This window comes from uncultured Methanobrevibacter sp., from assembly GCF_937881195.1.
GTDB lineage: Archaea > Methanobacteriota > Methanobacteria > Methanobacteriales > Methanobacteriaceae > Methanobinarius.
The window spans coordinates 17,361-37,684 of record NZ_CALGFC010000025.1 but is presented as its reverse complement, the minus strand read 5'-3'; the positions used below and the strand labels follow the sequence as shown (position 1 = coordinate 37,684).

The 20,324-nt window shown below is 22.9% G+C and carries 15 protein-coding genes; 8 read left to right on the top strand and 7 right to left on the bottom strand.

All coding sequences use genetic code 11. The annotated features are described in order from the left end of the window. Positions 1-85 precede the first annotated feature (85 nt). The 5 genes from Q0087_RS03735 (at position 86) to Q0087_RS03715 (ending at position 5,266) form a co-directional block, all read left to right on the top strand. On the top strand, positions 86-1,279 hold the full coding sequence (locus Q0087_RS03735; RefSeq protein ID WP_297898341.1) for an MFS transporter: 1,194 nt from the start codon (positions 86-88) through the stop codon (positions 1,277-1,279). Positions 1,280-1,384: 105 nt separating this feature from the next. Further along, positions 1,385-1,834 carry a MarR family winged helix-turn-helix transcriptional regulator gene (locus Q0087_RS03730; protein WP_297898340.1) on the top strand — a complete coding sequence of 150 codons (450 nt, stop codon included), beginning with the start codon at positions 1,385-1,387 and terminating at the stop codon, positions 1,832-1,834. A gap of 525 nt (positions 1,835-2,359) precedes the next feature. Next, positions 2,360-3,247, top strand: a complete 888-nt coding sequence (locus tag Q0087_RS03725) for a hypothetical protein (protein WP_297898339.1) — start codon at positions 2,360-2,362, stop codon at positions 3,245-3,247. A 208-nt stretch (positions 3,248-3,455) separates the two neighbouring features. Beyond that, positions 3,456-4,067: a TetR/AcrR family transcriptional regulator gene (locus Q0087_RS03720; RefSeq protein ID WP_297898338.1), complete on the top strand. Its 612-nt coding sequence runs from the start codon at positions 3,456-3,458 to the stop codon at positions 4,065-4,067. Positions 4,068-4,681: 614 nt separating this feature from the next. Continuing rightward, positions 4,682-5,266: a TMEM175 family protein gene (locus Q0087_RS03715; RefSeq protein WP_297898337.1), complete on the top strand. Its 585-nt coding sequence runs from the start codon at positions 4,682-4,684 to the stop codon at positions 5,264-5,266. Between the two features lie 862 nt (positions 5,267-6,128). On the opposite strand, the gene mch is transcribed toward Q0087_RS03715, so the two are convergent. Next, positions 6,129-7,091: a methenyltetrahydromethanopterin cyclohydrolase gene (mch, locus tag Q0087_RS03710; protein WP_297898336.1), complete on the bottom strand. Its 963-nt coding sequence runs from the start codon at positions 7,089-7,091 to the stop codon at positions 6,129-6,131. Between the two features lie 492 nt (positions 7,092-7,583). After that, positions 7,584-7,967: a 30S ribosomal protein S8e gene (locus Q0087_RS03705; RefSeq protein WP_297898335.1), complete on the bottom strand. Its 384-nt coding sequence runs from the start codon at positions 7,965-7,967 to the stop codon at positions 7,584-7,586. An 850-nt stretch (positions 7,968-8,817) separates the two neighbouring features. Here Q0087_RS03705 and Q0087_RS03700 point away from each other — a divergent pair. From Q0087_RS03700 to Q0087_RS03690, 3 genes are all read left to right on the top strand, one after another. Continuing rightward, positions 8,818-9,501 carry a DNA polymerase domain-containing protein gene (locus tag Q0087_RS03700; protein WP_297898334.1) on the top strand — a complete coding sequence of 228 codons (684 nt, stop codon included), beginning with the start codon at positions 8,818-8,820 and terminating at the stop codon, positions 9,499-9,501. A 372-nt stretch (positions 9,502-9,873) separates the two neighbouring features. After that, the gene (locus Q0087_RS03695) at positions 9,874-10,551 is read left to right on the top strand and encodes a TIGR02253 family HAD-type hydrolase (protein ID WP_297898333.1); all 678 of its coding nucleotides are present in this window, start codon (positions 9,874-9,876) and stop codon (positions 10,549-10,551) included. 130 nt (positions 10,552-10,681) lie between these two features. Then, complete coding sequence (locus tag Q0087_RS03690; RefSeq protein ID WP_297898332.1) at positions 10,682-11,665, top strand: beta-ribofuranosylaminobenzene 5'-phosphate synthase; 984 nt, start codon at positions 10,682-10,684, stop codon at positions 11,663-11,665. 32 nt (positions 11,666-11,697) lie between these two features. Here the strand turns inward: Q0087_RS03690 and Q0087_RS03685 are convergent, their stop codons facing one another. The 5 genes from Q0087_RS03685 to Q0087_RS03665 form a co-directional block, all read right to left on the bottom strand. After that, the gene (locus Q0087_RS03685; RefSeq protein ID WP_297898331.1) at positions 11,698-12,558 is read right to left on the bottom strand and encodes a ZIP family metal transporter; all 861 of its coding nucleotides are present in this window, start codon (positions 12,556-12,558) and stop codon (positions 11,698-11,700) included. Positions 12,559-12,922: 364 nt separating this feature from the next. After that, complete coding sequence (locus Q0087_RS03680) at positions 12,923-15,658, bottom strand: right-handed parallel beta-helix repeat-containing protein (RefSeq protein WP_297898330.1); 2,736 nt, start codon at positions 15,656-15,658, stop codon at positions 12,923-12,925. A gap of 529 nt (positions 15,659-16,187) precedes the next feature. Further along, on the bottom strand, positions 16,188-16,736 hold the full coding sequence (locus Q0087_RS03675; RefSeq protein ID WP_297898329.1) for a nitroreductase family protein: 549 nt from the start codon (positions 16,734-16,736) through the stop codon (positions 16,188-16,190). 664 nt (positions 16,737-17,400) lie between these two features. Continuing rightward, the gene (locus tag Q0087_RS03670) at positions 17,401-17,676 is read right to left on the bottom strand and encodes a hypothetical protein (protein WP_297898328.1); all 276 of its coding nucleotides are present in this window, start codon (positions 17,674-17,676) and stop codon (positions 17,401-17,403) included. Positions 17,677-18,382: 706 nt separating this feature from the next. Further along, complete coding sequence (locus Q0087_RS03665; RefSeq protein WP_297898327.1) at positions 18,383-19,606, bottom strand: FprA family A-type flavoprotein; 1,224 nt, start codon at positions 19,604-19,606, stop codon at positions 18,383-18,385. Between the last annotated feature and the right edge of the window lie 718 nt (positions 19,607-20,324).

Below are 20,324 nucleotides of genomic sequence, written 5' to 3'. Positions count from 1 at the left end.
ATAATTATTGTAACAATATAATCACAATAATAATATCAACAACAATAACAATAATAATATAATCTTCTAAAAAATGTGGTTAAAAATGAGTAAAAATCCAATAAAAGAAAAGAACAGTGCAAATTATAGTTTGATAACCTTGGTACTATTTTGGTGTGGTTTAATAGTAATGTCAAGTATGTATCTTACCATACCATTATTTTCATCATTTTCAGAATTATTTAGTGTTTCTGGAAATGAAGTAGCATTAACAAGTACTGTTTTTTGTATATTTTTTGCTATTGGTTGTTTAATATATGGACCTTTATCTGATCAATATGGACGGAAAAAAATTATTTTAATCGGTATGGGAATATTAACTATTATAACACCATTAGTAGGTTTATTAAATAATATACATTGGATTATTGCATTCAGAGGTCTTGAAGGACTTGCAGCTGCAACATTTTCACCAGTCGCACTGGCATATATTGCAGAAATTTTTCCAGATACAAAAAAACTAACTGCAACTGGATTTTTAGTAACTGGATTCTTAATGGCAGGAATAATTGGCCAAGTAATAAGCAGTTTTATTGTTCAATATTTTAGTTGGAATTATATATTTTTAATTATGGGGTTAATGTATTTAATAACATTTGGACTTATAGCAATTTTTTTACCATATGATAATATTCAAAGGCCAAAAAATAGTGTAAAAGAATCTATTAAAAATATAGCTCTTCTATTTAAAATTAGGCCATTAGTACTTACATTAATAGTGGATGTTATGTTACTAATGTCCATGATGTGTATGTATACTGCTCTAGGATATTATTTAAGTGGATATCCATTTTATTTAAGTAATCAGGAAATTCTTTATATAAGAGCGGTTGGAGTAGTAGGTATCCTATTTGCAGCTACATCTGGAATACTTGCAAAAAAATTCCATTTTTTCAATATTATAATTTCAGGATTATTAATATCATCTATAAGTATAATATTAATAGGATTATTATCAAATATCCTTTTAATGACATTATTTAGTGTCATATTTGTAGCAGGAATTGCCATAGTAGCTCCAAGTATTATTGAACTAATAGGACAACTAGGAGGAAAATCAAAAGGAGCTGCACTTTCACTTCATACAGTAATTTTATTTATAGGGGCAGGTATTGGGCCAATATTAGCTACATATTTATTAACAACAGGAATAAATTCATTACCTTATTTAGTTATGGGAGTTGCATTAATAATAGGAGCAGCGATATCAATTCTAATAAAAAAATCACTCCAAAAATAAAAAATAAAAATAAAAAATAAAATTAAAAAATAAATTTATAAATTATTAAAAAAAATAATACAATTAGTAATATATATAATTTTATAAAAAATAAGATGTGATTATGTGGATGCTGAAAAGTTATGGGAATCATGGGAAAAAATAAACAGAATTTTACGCTTAAAACATCATGAAGTAGCTAAAAAATATGGTTTAACACTTGAACAGTTCCATTTATTAATTGAATTAGATGAATTAAAGTTAGAAATGGTTTCTGATGAATTTATCCCCCCTACAATTGGTGAAATAGCAATAGATATTGGAAATGCACCACATACATTATCCGAAAAAATAAAAAGGCTTGAAAAAAAGGGACTTGTTAAAAAAGTAAGAGATGAAACTGATCAGAGGAAAAATAGAGTGACTTTTACTGAAAAAGGGAAAAATTTAATTAATAATATAAAAAAAGAAGTGAGTAAAACTTTCATTGAAAAAACAAATACAATAGATGATGAAAACTTAAAAAATCTTTTAAAAGGTTTAAATGAACTAAATGAAAAATTATCTAATAATTAAATTTGAATTATTTTTATAACTTTTATTTAAAATATCGATTTTATTTAAGATAATATTAAAAAATCATTATTAATTTAAAATTTTTTTATAAATAACGTTTTTTATAACATTAAATAGCATTTTTTATAACATTTAATAATATAAAATATATATTATTTTTTAAAATACAAACATTTATATATTAAATAAAATATATATTAGTACATTAGAGAATGCTTTCTTTTATAAAATTTATATGAATATATAATATAACACATAATATTAGTTTATTTTTAAAAATTATGCGTAAATTCCCCAATATTAATGATTTGGAAATTATTAATTGTTATTATATATAATTTTAGCCAATATTGATTTTATTCATTACTATTTTAAGTAGTGATAATTTCATAATGATTTTTTAAAAAGAAAGTATTCTCTTTTATAAAATGATAAATTGAACAATCTAACTATGGATAAGATAATATTTAGATTACTTATGACTTATGAAATAACCCAAAAATCAATTGAATAATGAGAGTGATAATGTTGAATATAAATAAGCAAAAAATAGGAATTTTATTAATTATAACCATATTCTTCATGTTGTTTACTATATCTGCTACTTCTGCTAGTATTAGTGGACCAGGAAATGTAAAAATAACCGACGAAAGTGGTAATGATTATGGACAATTAAGTTCTAATACAAAGGTTTATAGTATTGAAAAAGGTAAAATTCCTAAAAAATGGAAAAACTACGAAAATTACACATTTCAAGTAGCAAAAAACAAAGCTATAAAATATAAAGCAAGCATAAACCCCAATGGAAACCCTTTAATAACAAATATGAGTGGGGTAAAAGTTAAAAATGCATATATAGACTTTGGGGATGGAACCAAAAAAAGAACAACAAAATGGATATCACATGCTTATAAAAAATCAGGATGGTACAAAATCACAATTAAATTCAATGCAACATTCGAAAAATGTATGTTCTTAGGAATGGAATCTTCTGGAACTGGTGAGATAATAAATGGAACAAAAGAATATTTAGTATATGTAGCAAATAAACCACAACTAGCAATAAGTAACATAACTTCAGGATACACAAGTTACGCAAATTACAAGAAGAAAAACATAAATTACTTAGATATTAAAGTAACAAATGTAGGATCCACAAAATCAAAAGCAACAAAAATAAAAATGTGGTACCAAAAACCAGGAGACAAGAACTTTGGCAAAATATATCCAAAACTTAAAAAATATACTAAAAGTTCTAAACTAAAAGCAATATCATCAGGAAAATCAGCAATAGTAAGAATATACTTTAACATACCAAAAAAATACCAAAAACTTTGGAAAAACATAAAATTAGACTCATTAAACAGAGTAAATCAAATCGACAGAGATGCAACATTATATAAAATAAGATAAAAAAATAAACACCAGTATAGATTACTAATTGCTATTTTTATCTTAAATATGAGATTAATTACTAAATAAAAAAATATGGAAATATTTATATATATTATAAACTAAATTTAAAAATAACTACTATAGTGAGTTATCATTTTTAATTTTATTTATAATAATAGAATTTAGTATATAATTTATTTTTGATAAAACTCGGGGGGTTATATAAATGAATAATAAAGATAAGATTGCTGAAGCTACATTTTCATTAGCACTAAAGTATGGTTTTGATAATGTATCTTTAAAGCAAATCCAAGACACTGCTAATGTAACTACTGGTGCAGTATATTATCATTTTAAAGATAAAAATGATATTTTAAAACATATGGTTGAAATGTATCTCTTAAATGAGGTTAAAAATTTTAAAAAAATTCTTAAAAACCATGAAGGAACACCAATTGAAAAGCTAAGATTCACATTCTATTATCATACAGGTCTTAATATTGGAGACTATAGTAATATATTAGAATTATCTGATAAATCTCATGTTGATTATAAAGAGTATTACCTCTTATTAATGGGTGTATATCATCAACATCCAGAACTTAGAGATGTTTTCCATGATATGAATCTTGAAATATTCAATTTTTATAAAGAATTGATTGAAGAATCTATAGAAAAAAAAGAGATTAAAGAAGACATTGATTCAGAAGAATTAGCTATCTATATTTTCACAATTTTTATGGGATTCCTAGAACTTTCAACAGTATTCCCAAAATTCAGCTTAGAAAAAATAATAGAAACAAATTTAAAAATGATATGGGAAAACATAAAAAAATAAACCAATTGAAAATATTATATACTTTCAATTTATTTTATTTTCAAAAAATTATATTCATTATATAAATTTTTATAATAATATAATAAATTGCTAAACTTTACAATTTTTATTTATTTATATTATTTCAATAATTATCTATTAATTTTTATAAATAATTAAGTAATATATTTTTATTAAATTTTTTTTATTATATTATTAATTTTAAATTCTTTTCATTTTCAAATTAGACTATTTATATTAGCTATATTTTTATATATGATAATTATAATATTAAAAATTTCATTTTAAGTTATAAAAAGAGAAACTATATATATCTTCAGTTCACATAAATAGCAATCACTACTAATTATTCTTTTATGAGCATCTAAAATTTATATAAAATTTATAAATAATCTATTCAAAAATATTTTAAATTTTTTGCCCATAAAATAAAAAAATTTTCTAAAATTAATTCATTCTAATTTTAATCTATAATTAAACTTTAATATTCTCTTATTTAGAACTAAAGCAAGTTTAAATTAAAATAAACATTTGAAAACAATTAATATGAAAAGAATTACTATAAAAATAAATATATTATGACTCAATTTTAATATTAAAATAGGTAAATGAAAATGAATAAAAATCGATTAGAATCTTTTAGTGATGGAGTAATAGCTATTATTATTACAATAATGGTATTACAATTAGGTATTCCTCATAGTTCAGAACTCAATGCATTATACCCATTAATACCCATAATTTTAGGTTATGTTCTTAGTTTTATATATGTGGGTATCTATTGGAACAATCACCATCATCTGTTACAAACATTAAATAATGTTTCAGGTAAAATACTATGGATCAATCTACTATTTTTGTTTTGGTTATCTTTGTTTCCATTTACAACATCATGGATGGCTGAAAATCATTTTAAAACATGGCCAACAATATTATATGGAATAATACTTTTAATGGCAGCTTTATCTTTTTATCTTCTACAACATGAGATTATTAAAAGTGAAGGTAAAAAATCAATACTTAAAAAAGCAGTCGGACATAATTACAAAGAAAAAACATCCCTAATATGTTATATTCTTGCAATTGGATTTGCATTTGTTATTCCCCATATTTCACAGATATTATATATTTTAGTTGCTCTTTTTTGGTTTATACCCGATCGTAGAATTGAAAAAATATTAAATCAAAGGAAATCATAATAATAACAAGATAAATAGAAGATAAATAGAAGATAAATAGAAGATAAATAGATAATAGATATATAATAAATATATAAAGAGATAAAATTGCTAATATAATAAAAATAATGAAAATAAATAGAATAATAAAAATAGATAAAATAATTAAAAAATAGAATAATATTTAAAATAAAATTTTTTAAAGAACCCCATTATAAAAAACAAAAAGTAAAATTAGGATGTTTAATGAAAATTGCATAATTAATTATTTTAGTGGGGATAACAGTCTTAAGAATATAGGAGCGGAGTGACCATCTGCCTAAAAAAATTAATATTTATCCACAATCGAAAAAAGGGGGGTGAATACGATTACAAGAAAAATAACATATATCATCCCCACTAAAATAATTAATTAAATACTTTCCATTTACAACTCCCTGCTTCTAATAAGTTTATTAATCACCTTTTTATTAGAAAATACATTATCTAATAATAATAATAATAATATAATTCTTATAAATTAAACTTCTAATAAAAGAGAATATTCTCTTTTTTAATTTTTTATTAAAACATCCTAAAATAGAAACAATTTTTAAAATTATTTTTTAATTAAAAAACTATTATTCTATAATACTGGAGCAGAATTTCTAATAAAAAATATTAAATACAGAACAATCTCTACACTATAATTATAAATAACATACTATATAAACTTAACTACTGATTATTTATAAATTATATGAAAATCTTAAAAAAATAAATATTACAAAAATTTTAAAAAATAATTATTATAAAAATTAGAAAAATGAAATTAATAATAAAAAATATAGCTAATAGTAAATTAAACTAGCTATTTTTTATTAATAGTTGTTATAAAATCAAATTATAATCCAAAAGATTTTTTCAAAAGATCAACATTTACATATCCTGCTTTGAACAGTTCCCCAGTTCTTAAATCATTGATAACAACTTCTGCAGGTGCAAACATTCCTTTATCTATTTTATAAAAGTCAAATTCAGCTTCTTTAAATACATCAAAAAATGGTTTTCCATAACCATCAGCAGCAGAAGACGGTAATTTTTCAGCTAAATCTTTAATATCATCTCCTTCTTCAGATTCAATGTAATAATAAGTTCTTCCTCCAAATAGAACAGCATCATTTGTTTTACCCATAGCTTTCAATCCATCTGGGTCAATTGGTGCTATTGGAGCTATCCCAGCAGCATATTTAACTTTAGTAACATCAAAATGAAGAGCTTCTAACATTTTATAAGTTCCATTTTCTACAACTCTTCCAGCAATTTGTATTGATCCAACAAGAGAAGAAGTAGGAGCTACAAGTAAAGTTACATCTTTAACTTCTACACCACAATCTTTAGCTATAGCATCTGCAACATCTTCGCCAGGTAAATTATCAGATTCAAGAGTAAGGATTGCTATATCTGCATCATCTTCATATTTGATTTCTTCATAAGTTTCAGCTGGTTTTTTAGCTAATGCTCTTGCAGGGCCAGAACCTAAAGCAAAAAAGTCCCCAACACTTACAGACCATCCCGCTTTTTGTGCACCAAGAGTAGAAATAGCTGGGAAATCAGTTTTAATCTTAACAGATGGGAGAGCAAATTTTTCAGAAAGGTCTCCAGGAATAGAAATACCAACTTCTGCTAATCCTCCAAGACATACTTTAGTATAATATTCACCAGCTTTTAAGCTTCCATCTACATTAACACCACAATCAATGATAGTTGCACCATTATTCAATTTGGAAACAGCTATATTAAGCTCATCTGCTTTTTCAATCATTACATCTACTGTTTTTTTAGCTTCTAAATTAACACTAAGCATAATTTTACCTCAAAGTTAAAATTAAATTAAATTTTTATAATATATTAATAATTATTTTTGTACTATTTAAAATTTTATAAATGATTTTTATAAATTGTTAATGATTTAATAAAATATTATTAAAAGATTTAATAATTATTGTGATTAACAACTGTTAAGTCAAAAATTTCATATAATCTATTCTAATAATTACTAGGATAATTTAATAGGTTAAATAAAATTAATCACTTAAAAAAAACTGAATAAAACGTTAAACTAAAAATAAAATGTTGAAAAAAATAAAAATAAAATACTTAATAATAAAATAAAATGGAGTAATATAAAAATAGTAAAAAATATAGATAAAATATCTAAAAATGATATAAATAAAATAATATAAAAATAGTAAAAAATATAGATAAAATATCTAAAAATGATATAAATAAAATAATATAAAAATATTAAAAAAATAAAGTGATTATATACATCAAGTATATAATAATATTAGATATCTTATTCAGTTATTATTACACCATTAAGGATACCATCTTGTCCAGGCCTTGAGGTTACTTTTGCTTTGCCTGCACTAGTTTCAACGATAGCTCCTTTTGTAATAATGTTCCTTCTTACGTAGTTGGGATCAGCGGAATTTTCAAGTACTGTAATTATTTCAACAGTTTCAGCTTTGTTTGATTCTGGATTAACAACATTAATTTTATTTTCAGAAGCTAATCTCAATTTTTCATTTCCACCACGAGTTCTAATTTTTCTTAAACTTTTTTCATCCAATCTAGTATAAGCTGGTTCTCTTCCAAGTTCTGATTTTCTTTTCCCATGATTTGCTATATATCTTCCACCAGTTGACTTCCTTGTGGATTTTCCTTGTGATATTGCCATTATTTCACCTAAATTAAAATTAATTTTATTTTTGTATAATTTAATTTTTTAAATTTTGTAATTTAATAATTTTCAAAAGACCATATTAAATCTTTATTGTAATTAAGACATAAAAAGCATAATCCTGTTATAAATATTAGATTATGACTAAAATATTAATGATATCTTTATTATATTTATTTATTTTCTTATATTTTATTTAAATTTAAAAGAAAAATAGTCTTTTAGATATGATAACAAACTATTGGTTTTCCTCATATATAAACTTTAATATTAAATTATATAATTAATAGTAAAAACAAAAAAGAATTTTAAAAAAACTTTTTTAAAATTTAGTAGTTAAATATTTTATTTAATTAAATATTTTTAAGTGAATTAATTAAATAAAATAAATATTTAGTATATTCTTTAGTATATTTTTAGCATATTACTTATTAAATTAATTAAATAAATAAAATAATATTTAATTTTATAATACTAATTTTAATAACATTAATTTCTATAATTACTCTAATATATAATCATTATTAGTTAGTTTATAATTTATAATACTATTTATAAATAACTAATTATCCTTTTATTTTATAATCCTTTTATTTTATATTATTAAATAATATTATATTAATAAAATATATCCTATCAAAAAATATGAAAATGAAGTGATTATAATTTATTTTTTAAAATAATAGATTAAATCTATTAATAAGTTTAAACTAATATATAATTAATTTATTTATAAATAATTTTTTAATATATATTTTTATAAAATAGTTGATATAATTATTTTATAGTGAAAGTAAAAATATATAACTAAATTTAAATATTCAATATTAAAATTAAGTGTTTTATTATGGTAACTGAAACTCAAAAACAAATAAACCTTGAAAATGAGATAAAAACACAAGCCAAAAAATTTCTTACAAATTTTAATGCAACTTTGCCTGAGAGTATGGAATTAGAATATGAAGGATTTTATAGAAGGGGTTTTTTTGTAACAAAAAAAAGATATGCTGTAATAGAAGATGGAGTGATTATAGCTAAAGGTTTAGAACTTGTTAGGAGAGATTGGGCACCTGTAGCTAAAGATACTCAACAAGGAATATTAATGGCCATATTAAAAGACGGTGATGTTGAAAAAGCAATAAAGATTATAGAAAAGATTTTGAAAGAAGTAAAGTCAGGGAATGTTAGTATGAAAGATATGATTATTCATACACAAATAACAAAAAGATTATCTGATTATAAACAAATTGGACCTCATGTCGTAGCTGCACAAAGATTAGAAGATAAAGGAATGAAAATTGGTAGAGGTACTATAATTCAATATGTAGTTGTTAGAGGAAAGGGTCCCATAAGTCAAAGAGCAGTTCCATTTGAAGATTCAGAGAATTATGAATATGATTCAGACTATTATATTGATAATCAAATAATTCCTGCTGTTTCTAGAATAATGGAATCTTTTGGATATTCTAAAGAAAAATTAAAAGAACTTGGGGAAAAAGAAAAACAAAAAACATTAGATGCATTTTTTTAGATACATCATCCTTAATCCGTATTTATAGATATTCCATAAAATATTGAGTTTATAATATTTAATTTTTAATTATTTAATTTGTAAATATTTAATTTTTAATTATTTAATTTGTAAATAATTAATATAATAAATATTAATCTAAAATTAATTTATATTTAATTGTTTTATGCTTAATTAATCTGTGCTTAATTAAATTTATGGTTAATTAATAATATAGACATAATATTTAACAAATTTTATATAATATTCAGTTTATTTGATGATAATAAATATATAATATAGAAATAATAAATACTAATTTAAGCAAAATAAGATGCTAATAAAAATTAATATAACATATTAAATTTAATAAATATAGATTTTGGTGCTAAAATGGATAAGGCAATTTTTTTCGATATAGATGGAACATTATTAGACACTTCTAGCTTTGCAAAAGTAGCTAGAAGAGCAGCTATTGATATAATGATAGAAAACGGCCTACCTTCAAATAAAGAAGAAACATATAGTTTACTAAAAGATATAATTTCAGATAAAGGTTCAAACTACAACAAACATTTTAATGTTCTTACAAAAAAAATATGTGGCGAAGAAAACAATTTATTAGTTGCTTTAGGAATGGTTACCTACCATAATGTTAAATTTGCTTTGCTTAGGCCTTTTCCAGAAACAATGAATGTGCTTATATATCTAAAAAATAAAGGATATAAATTAGGAGTAATTTCTAATGGCATAACTATTAAACAATGGGAAAAATTAGTTAGATTAGATATTCATTACTTCTTTGAAGAGGTCATTACATCAGAAGAAGTTGGCTTTGAAAAACCTAAAAAAAAGATATTTGAAGAAGCTTTAAATAGAATGAATTGTAAAGCTGAAAATAGTATTATGGTAGGTAATAAAGCAGAAATTGATATTATTGGTGCTGTAAATGCAGGTATGTCCGCAATATTAGTAAATTCTGATGATGCACATATTATTCCTAAAGAAACTTTAAATAATTCCAATATTGAAATTATTGATAATATAGGAGAGATATGTAAAATATTATAAAATTGAAATTTAAATAAAATTTTAGAACATTACCCCATAAATCAGAATAAATTAAGAAGGAATAATATAATAAAGTAAATCAAAATTATTATAATAGCTAAAAAGATTTTTATAAATAGAGGCTTAATTTATGATTATAAAAACTCCCTCAAGAATACACATGGCATTAATAGATTTAAATGGGTCTTATGGAAGGCGGGATGGAGGTATTGGATTAACAATAGAAAAACCAAATTTTATTTTAGAATCGGAAACTTGTAAAAAAGGAGTAAGTATCGATTTTGATAAAAATATAGAAGATATTGAAATAAAAAACCAATGCCTTTTAAAAATAAAAGATTCCACTGAAAAAATAATTTCACACTTTAATTTAGACAGTGGATTTCATTTCAATGTTAAAGAAGCATTTTTGACCCATTCTGGTTTAGGATCTGGAACCCAAATATCTTTAGCTACTGCCAAATTAATATGTGAATATAATGGAATATCTGTAAGTGGAGTAGAATTAGGAAAAATACTTGGTAGAGGTGGAACATCGGGAGTAGGAATATATTCTTTCGATTATGGAGGATTAATAATAGATGGGGGCCATGATATAAATGAAAAACCGGAATTTTTACCATCTTCAGCTTCAAAAGCTAGTCCACCAAATTTAATTGGAAGATATGAATTTCCAAATGAATGGGAAATTTTAGTGGCTATCCCTCAATCAAACACAATTATGGGAGAAAATGAAGTAAATATATTTCAGGAATATTGTCCGGTTCCAAAAAAAGATGTTGAAAAATTATCTCACTTAATTTTTATGAATTTAGTTCCATTTCTACTAGAAAAAAATATCAAATCAATGGGAAATGTAATAAATGAAATTCAGAAAATAGGATTTAAAAAAGTAGAAGTAAGTCTTCAACAAGAAAAGATTAAAAATACAATGAATAAAATGAAAGAATTTGGGGCATATGGCGTAGGTATGAGTTCATTTGGCCCCGCAGTATATGGAATTTTAGATAAAGAAAATCAGGACGTTTTTAAGTTAACAAAAGAATTTATTGGAGAAGAAGGTATTGTTTTTAAAACAAATGCACAAAATCATGGTTTTGAATTGAAAAAGTAATTTTGATTGGCATATTTTTAATTAAAAAATATTTAGTGGAACTTTAAATGAGAAAGAATAAAAGAAGTTAAAAAACCCAAACCCATTAAAAGTCCAGTTAATTCATGGGTTTCTTTAAAAGCTTCTGGAAGCATTACATCAGCTATAAGAGAAATTAAAGCTCCAGCAGCAATTCCCAAAGCCATAGCCAATATATATTGATCAGTATTTGAAAAAATAATGAAACTCAATGTTGCAGATAATGTAGCTAATACTGTAACAAAAGACCATATAAATATGATTGATTTGTTATTCCAACCACCTAATTTCATATTAGTCGATCCAGAAAGACTTTCGAATAAGTTAACAATAAGAATAGATATTACAAGAGCTAAACTAATAGGGCCACCAATTATTACTAATAACCCAATAGCTATTGCTTCCGGAATTCCATCAAGAATAACTCCAGTCATGATAGTTAAACTTTCAACTTGGTATCGATTATACTCTTTTTTAGATTTATGTATATATACATTTATTAATGCATCTCTTAAAGAACCTAAAATGCCTTTACTAAAGAAAACCCCATGATTACTAATATAATTCTTTTTTTTAGAAGAAAATTCCCTTTTTTTATTTGTTATATTTAGATGATTAATAATAATGTCAAAAATTGTAAAGGTAAAAGCACCAATAAGAAAACCATAAACTGTTGGAGCTAATCCCCCATAGGAATATGCTTCAAAAAGTATTTCAAAACATACAGCCGAGCTTAGAATTCCTGCACTAAATATAGTAAATGAAGCTAGTAATTTTTTAGAGATATTAAAGTAATATCCTAAAATTGAGCCAATAACCAATGGAAAAGTTCCAATAAACCCCCAAAAAGAGGCATATAAAAAATCAGGAAACATAACAATCTTATTTATTATTCCATAATACATTTTTAAATTTATAATAAGTAAATGATTCAAATTTGATGATTCAAATTTGATAATAATCATGCCCTATACAATTCACATAATACTTACTCATTATACTACTTTTATATTAGTTTTATATTAGTTTTATTAATTTATATATTTTATACTATTGATATAAATAAATATATTATAATATAAACCTTATTTTTAGTAATTTTAAAATCTTTTAAAAATAAAAAAATATTATAAAAAATAAAAAATTAAGAAATTAAAAATAAAAAATTATAAAATTTTATATAAAAATAATAAAAATAATAATAAAATGGGTAAAAAACCCAAAATATTATTTAAATAACTATTTTTTAAACCTAATAGCTAATGAAGATGTTATTAATATTAATAACAAAGCAAAAATAGGCATTCCTGTATTTTTCATACCTGCACTAGCACCATGGTTAGGTGAAGGATTAGGGTCTGGAGAAGGGCCAGGAGTAGGGCCAGGTTTAGGGCCAGGAGACTTTTTATAAACAAAAACTGTCTTTTGAATAGAAGAATTATTTATATCAGACCCACTTAAAGTAGCTCTAAATGTTTTTTGGCCTTTTTCTTTAAATGAACCAATGAAAAATAAACTAGCACTTTCATTTACAGCTAAATCACCAATATACCAAATCCCAGTACTTTTATCAAATTGGCCTTTTGAAACAATAAAATCATATAATTTGAAATTAGATGGGAAAGTAAGTGTAGCATTTAAATTTTCACCATCACCATTTCCAATATTTGATACTTTAAAAACGCCTTTAAGAATTTCATTAACCCAATACTTATTTTTATTTAGATTAATAACTGGCAAAACATTAGTTTTACTTATTAATAAAGATCCATCTTTAATAGTAATATTTTGATCTTCATGACCAGTATAACCTCCATCAACGACTAAAATACCTTCATTTTGAGTCACATAGTAATTGATAAAAGCATATCCCTCATTAGCTATTGAGTTTCCAATAAATGTCCCATTAACAAAGAAAGAAATATTTTGGCCAGTGACAGGATTTCCCATATCATCAGTTAAATTTGCAAATAAAATATTATTTTTCTTATAAACAGGAATTGTAGAATTATTTAAATAAGACAATATAACATTTAAAGAACCATTATTATAAATAACATTTCCAATAGAGAGTGCATAATTATTAGCCATTAAATTAGCAGATACAAATAAAAATTTATTGTTAAAAATTCCTCCACCAGAATAATTAGCAGAATTATTTGTAAAATTAGATTTAGAGATGTTTAAATAACCAAAATTATAAATGGCCCCACCAAATTCAGCAGAATTATTTATAAAAATAGAGTCAGTGATTTGTTGAAGAACATAAGAATCAATAATATTTTCTGCAATTCTAGCATATATTAATTGTAATCCTTCATTATATATTGCTCCCCCATAAGTAGCACTATTATTAATAAAAGAAGAATTATTAACATTTCCAATAATATTATCATAATTATATTTAATATAGATTGCACCACCGTCATTAGCATTATTGTATTTAAATATAGAATTAATTACAGTACTATTAATACCATTTAAATATAATGCTCCTGCTCTTGTATTTGCACTATTATTTGTGAAATTACAGTTATTAATGCTATTATTAAATCCATCAATAAAAATAGCTCCTCCATCTTGATAAGCTTGATTATTATTAAATATAGAATTATTTATAAACTGGCCATTTTTAACATTAAAAATAGCTCCTCCTTGATAATATGCACTATTATTAATAAACTTAGAAAATATTATATTTTGATATTCTCCTTGATTAAAAATTGCACCACCATCATAAGCATTATTAGAATCAAATGTTGAATTAATTACATTTTGATTGTTTCCAGAGTTAAAAATTGCACCACCATAATTAGTAGCAGAATTATTTGAAAAATTAGAATTTATAATAATCTGATTATAATCTTGGTTATAAAAAGCTCCGCCATAAGCTTCAGCAGTATTATTTACAAAGTTTGAACTAGAAATGCTATTATTAATACTCCCTGAAGAATATAAAGCACCCCCATAGAAAGCATTGTTTTTTAAAAATTTAGAACTTGAAAGATTAAAAACAACAAGATTATCATTGAATATTGCACCACCATAATTAGTAGCAGAATTATTAAAGAAAATAGTGTTTGAAATGTCTAAACTTTTTGTCCCATTATTAGCTATTGCACCACCAGAATAACCAGTATTATTTATAAAAGTACAATTTTTAATGTTATTATAAACATTATTTTCATTATATATTGCTCCTCCAAGAGAAGATGCAGTATTATTTATAAAAGTACAATTAGTGATATTTTTTTCACCTTCAAAATTATAAATTGCTCCACCATTTAGAGCAGTATTATTAATAAAATTACAATTAGCAATGATTGTATTATTAAACTCTGAAGAGAATATAAAAAGTGCTCCACCAGATTCTGAAGCTTTATTATTTATGAAATTACAATTAGTAATATTTAATCCTTTTGTAGAAGGACCAGTAGCAATTGCAGTACCATATCTTCCAGTATTATTTATGAAATCCGAATCAATAATAGTGAGTCTTGAATGATAACCCATATCAATTAAACCATAAAGTAATGCGTTGTTATGTATAAATGTACAATTAATTACTGTAAGTTTAGAATTAAAGCAAAGCAAAGCAAAGAATCTAGCATTCTTTATTACTAAATTTTTTAGTGTTAAGCTTCCTAAACTATCTACATCACCAGTATTATTTATAAAAGTTATTCCTTCGCCTTCACCAAGGTCTATTATAGCCTTATTATTTGGATCAGCACTTTGAATCGTTAAATTTCTACTATTATCAAATGAAATATTAGTATTATTATCACCACCATAAATTCCACCTTCTAAATTGATAGTATCATTACCTAAACTACCTTTAATCCCATCACTAGTAGTATTATTTATATTAACTTCACTAGCAAATGCTGAGCTGGTTGAAGCTAAAATAAAAAAGCAAAACAAAACAACCAAAAGAATAAGACTTAATTTTTTATTATTAAAAATATTTAACACCCCCAAATATACTATAAAAATTGTTGAAAAAAAGACATATTGCTTATAAAAATATATAATACATTCAAATGAATATTTAAAGCATGAAAATTAGTTTTATTTTCTAAATATACGAATGAAAAATATTTTTATAATAACAACAAATATGCATAGAGGAATGTTTTGATAACATAGTATATAAAATTTTTTAAAAAAAAAGAAAAATATTAAACTATAATAACTGAAGAAATAGGATAATAGAAATATAAAAATAATCTAATTTAAAAAAAATTCCCCAGCATACAAGTATTAACCTAATATTAACAAAGATGATTTAATTTAATTAATAATTAGTTAAATCTTAATGAAAGGATATAAAATCAATTAAAATAAAAAAAATAATAAAAAAATAACAAGAAAATGTTAAATAAATCTAAAATAATAATAAAATATCAAATAAATGTAAAATAATAAAATAAAAAAATAACTATAAAATAATAAATTTAAAATATTACATTTTTAATTCAAATTATTCAATAATTTAAAACTTTTATTTTATATAATTAATATTATCTGAATCTATTCTATCTGGTTTTGGACTGTTAGAAGATTCTTTTCCGATTGTTAAAGCAGATATAAGATTGTATCCATCAGGTAAATTGAATTTTTTAATTAAATCTTCATTACCTGGAGATTGAATGGCGAAAATAGGAGTCAGCATATAACAAGTCCCTAAACCTAACTCTGTACTAGCAAGTATGATATTTTCAGCAGCAAGTGAAGTGTCTAACCCTCCGAAAGGATTTTCATCTGGTGCAGAAAATAATACTAAAGTATTAGCCCCATATAAAGCATTAAAATTAGGATCTTCCCCTTGAGCTATTTTTTCTTCATCCCCACTTCCTTTAAAAAATTCTTTAACAGTATTATTTATTCTTTCTAAAATTTCTTTATTTTGGATTACAGTAATCTGAAATTTACCTGCAACAGGCGCAATTTTACCAGTTTCTATAATTTTTTTTAAATCTTTTTCATCAATCTTTTCATCAGAATAACTTCTTACACTTCTTCTTTTGTTTATTATATCAAATGTACTCATATTTTCACCAATTAGCTAATATATAATTTTTTAATACAAAAAATTCGCCACAAAAAGTCCTTTTAAAAAAATGATTTAAAAATGATTTTAAAAAGGACCTATAAAATAATTTATAGTAATAATATGTTGGTCTATAATATATACTTGAAGGTCATTGAAATGTATAGGTATATAAAAGAGGTTATTTCAGTAACTAGTGAAAATTCAGTCCCTAAAAATAAAATTATTGAATTTTAAAATAGTAATAAAAGATATTTAAAAAAAAATAAATGATTTTAAATTATAATATCATGTTTCAAACTAGTAACTAATAAATTAAATAATGTTAAAATAAGATCAAATTAAATAAAACAATAAGTAAATAAAATAATGTTAAATAAAAAAATTATAATTTAAAATAATATTCAAGTAAAACAAGATTAAAAATAAGATTTAAAAAATTAATAAGGAAATTAAAAAGATATTAATATAATCAATTATTTATTGATTAATCAAAAGAACAAGGTTACTTTTAATAGACAAAACTTCCATAAAACAAGAAAAGATATTAATTGTGAAAGAAAATTACTAGTAAAAATTATTACAAATTCACTTTAAAAATTCACTTAATATCAATCACACAATAATCTTTTTCATTTAATGATTATCTCTTTATAATTTTTATCTATTCTTTAAAATTATTATTTTCCATTTTTAATAATTTTAAAAGTAATCCATCATGTTCTAAAATTCTGTTTATCTTTTTAATATCACGAAATATTTTTGATTTAATTGTTTTTTTTGTATTTTTAGGTTCTTTTGGTCTTTCAGGGTTTTCATAATGCTCAGTGTGTTCCATTAGCTCATTTGAAAGGCTTTGTTCGGTGGATGAAATTGGTTCAAAGCTACAGAGGAGATATAGGAACAAAAGCACTATAAATAATGTGGTTGTTTTGTTCATGCCGGTAGCCTATATTTTAATATTAGCATAGGTAACTAATTTTATATTTTCGATACTATCTTTGTTTTTTTACAAAAACTAAAGACTTTAACCTCTTGCTTAATTAATATAAGAACTAAAATAATAATATTTAATAATAATATTAATATTTAATAAAATATTCAACATATTATAAGCATTCATAGGCCAATAGTTTTTAGTCACCTATAACTTTTAAATTTAATTAATAAATTTAAACATCACCTTTTTTATTTTAAATCATTTAAATATAATTTTAATGTTGTAATATATATTTTTATTAATTTTGAAGTTATAATATATACTTTAATTAGTTTTGAAGTTATAATATATACTTTCATTAGTTTTAAAGTTATAAAATATATATTATAAATTAAATAACCATTAAAACTATTTTTGATTTAATATACTTGTACAAAAATATATTGTATTTCAAAATATATAAAGTTTACCTTTTAGGAATTTTTATTCCTAAAATGTGAACAAAAATTTTAATTTATATAGATATTATTTAATAGAAAATAATTTAGAAATTAACTTAGAAAAATAAAAAAAAATAAGAAAATAAATTACAAAATAAAAAAAAATAAGAAAATAAAAAAATAAGAAAATAAGAAAATAAAAAAATAAGAAAATAAGAAAATAAAAAATAAGAAAATAAAAAATAAATTACAAAATAAAAAAATGATTATTGTTCTTTCAACTTTCTACCTACTTCTTTTCCAATTTCATAACATTTAATTAAATCTTCCTCTTTAGGAATGAAAGTCAAATCATATTGTTCAATTACTTCAAATCCTGCTCCTTCAAGATCAGTGGTGAGTTTTCTGTTTGCTCCACCACCCCAACCTTTAGAACCAAAAACAACAGCTTTTTTCTCATATCCAGTTTTTTTAAAAGAAAGAGCGTTAAAATAATAGATTAAATCACCCAAACTAGGATAAGGATTATTCATCATAGTCGGGCTACCAACAAAAATAGCTTTACTATCAAGAACATCAGTTACAACATCACTTCTACCATCAGTATGTAAAAAATAAGATTTAACTTTGATCCCTTCACTTATAAGTCCTTCCATCATAGAATATGCCATTTTTTGAGTGGAATGATGCATTGTATCATATAAAAATGTTACCTTATCTTTACATTCTCCAGAAGCCCATTCTTGATATTTATTAATTATTTTCATAGGCTTAGTTAACATTTGCCCATGTGAAGGAGCAATAATCTTGATTTTTTCAAGAAGTCCTAATTCTACAACTTCATTAAGTTTTCTTAAAACAAGAGGAGATGAAGGAGTTATTAAATTAGCATAAAACTTTTGTGCATGCCTCATTAAGAAATCTTCTGAAATATCAACATCATATCTTTCACTTGAACATATATGTTGACCAAAAGCATCATTAGAAAATAATATCCCATCTTGCTCTAAAAATGTAAACATACTATCTGGCCAATGTAACATAGGTGCTTCAAGAAAAGTAAAAGTTTTACCACCAATATCCAATGAATCCCCAGTTTTAACTACATTCATATCAAAGTTTTCTAAAGAAGGAATGTGACTTTTAAGCCCTGGAACTGCTTTTGAAGAACAATAAAGATCTAAATCTGGGAATTTTTTTGTAAATTCTGCCAAACAGCCACTATGGTCATTTTCAATGTGATTTTGTATAATTACATCAATCTTTGGTTCTTTACCTTCTTTTTCAAAAGCATCATATATTCTTGCCCAAAGTTGTGCAGAAGATCCAGGATATGTATTATCAATTAATGCTGTTTTTTCATCACCAAATACCAAGTAACAATTGTATGTTGTACCATCTAAAGTATATCCATGATAATCTCTTAAATCCCAGTCAAGGACACCAACCCAATATACCCCATCTGCTATTTTAAATGCATCTGCTTTCATTTTAACACCATAAAAATTTCAATTTATAATAGTTATATTGTTCTTTATAAAACATCTAAATTAATACTTATATTATCTAAATTTTATATTATCTAAATTTAATTTTGAATATTAAATATCAATTAATAATTAATTTATTAAAATAATTAAAATTTAATGAATTGAGCCATTAAAACTAATTAATACTAAAACATTGAAACAATTAACTGATGAAAACAGCCCAAATAACTAAAACTCTTTAAAAATTTTAAATTAATGTTATATTAATAATTAATTGATACTATTTATAATTAAGATTATTCAAGGTGAACAACCTAAAATATTTATGAAACTTTTTATATCTATATATTAATAATATATTAAATATATTTCTAATTTTAATAAATTAAAATAATACAAATAATATTAAAATTATAAATTTAAAACCAAAAATTAAAACCAAGAATATTAAAATTATAAATTTAATATTAAAAATATAATGTAAAAGTTACAATACTCTCTAATATTACAATATTTCTAAGACATAAAATACGTAATTAAATTTAATATACTCCCAATATTATCAATTAAATTTAGTATACTCCCAATATTATTAATTAAATTTAATATATCTTTATTATTAGTAATAAAATTATTTAATTAAAATAATAGAAAAACAAAACAAATATTAACAATATTTTATAGATAGAATATAATAAAAAAGATTTTAAAAAATATA

Coding starts and splice junctions, on each gene's coding strand:
- Q0087_RS03735 (WP_297898341.1), top strand. CDS start 86: ATGAGTAAAAATCCAATAAAAGAAAAGAACAGTGCAAATTATAGTTTG.
- Q0087_RS03725 (WP_297898339.1), top strand. CDS start 2,360: ATGTTGAATATAAATAAGCAAAAAATAGGAATTTTATTAATTATAACC.
- Q0087_RS03720 (WP_297898338.1), top strand. CDS start 3,456: ATGAATAATAAAGATAAGATTGCTGAAGCTACATTTTCATTAGCACTA.
- Q0087_RS03715 (WP_297898337.1), top strand. CDS start 4,682: ATGAATAAAAATCGATTAGAATCTTTTAGTGATGGAGTAATAGCTATT.
- mch (WP_297898336.1), bottom strand. CDS start 7,091: ATGCTTAGTGTTAATTTAGAAGCTAAAAAAACAGTAGATGTAATGATT.
- Q0087_RS03705 (WP_297898335.1), bottom strand. CDS start 7,967: ATGGCAATATCACAAGGAAAATCCACAAGGAAGTCAACTGGTGGAAGA.
- Q0087_RS03700 (WP_297898334.1), top strand. CDS start 8,818: ATGGTAACTGAAACTCAAAAACAAATAAACCTTGAAAATGAGATAAAA.
- Q0087_RS03695 (WP_297898333.1), top strand. CDS start 9,874: ATGGATAAGGCAATTTTTTTCGATATAGATGGAACATTATTAGACACT.
- Q0087_RS03690 (WP_297898332.1), top strand. CDS start 10,682: ATGATTATAAAAACTCCCTCAAGAATACACATGGCATTAATAGATTTA.
- Q0087_RS03685 (WP_297898331.1), bottom strand. CDS start 12,558: ATGTTTCCTGATTTTTTATATGCCTCTTTTTGGGGGTTTATTGGAACT.
- Q0087_RS03675 (WP_297898329.1), bottom strand. CDS start 16,736: ATGAGTACATTTGATATAATAAACAAAAGAAGAAGTGTAAGAAGTTAT.
- Q0087_RS03670 (WP_297898328.1), bottom strand. CDS start 17,676: ATGAACAAAACAACCACATTATTTATAGTGCTTTTGTTCCTATATCTC.
- Q0087_RS03665 (WP_297898327.1), bottom strand. CDS start 19,606: ATGAAAGCAGATGCATTTAAAATAGCAGATGGGGTATATTGGGTTGGT.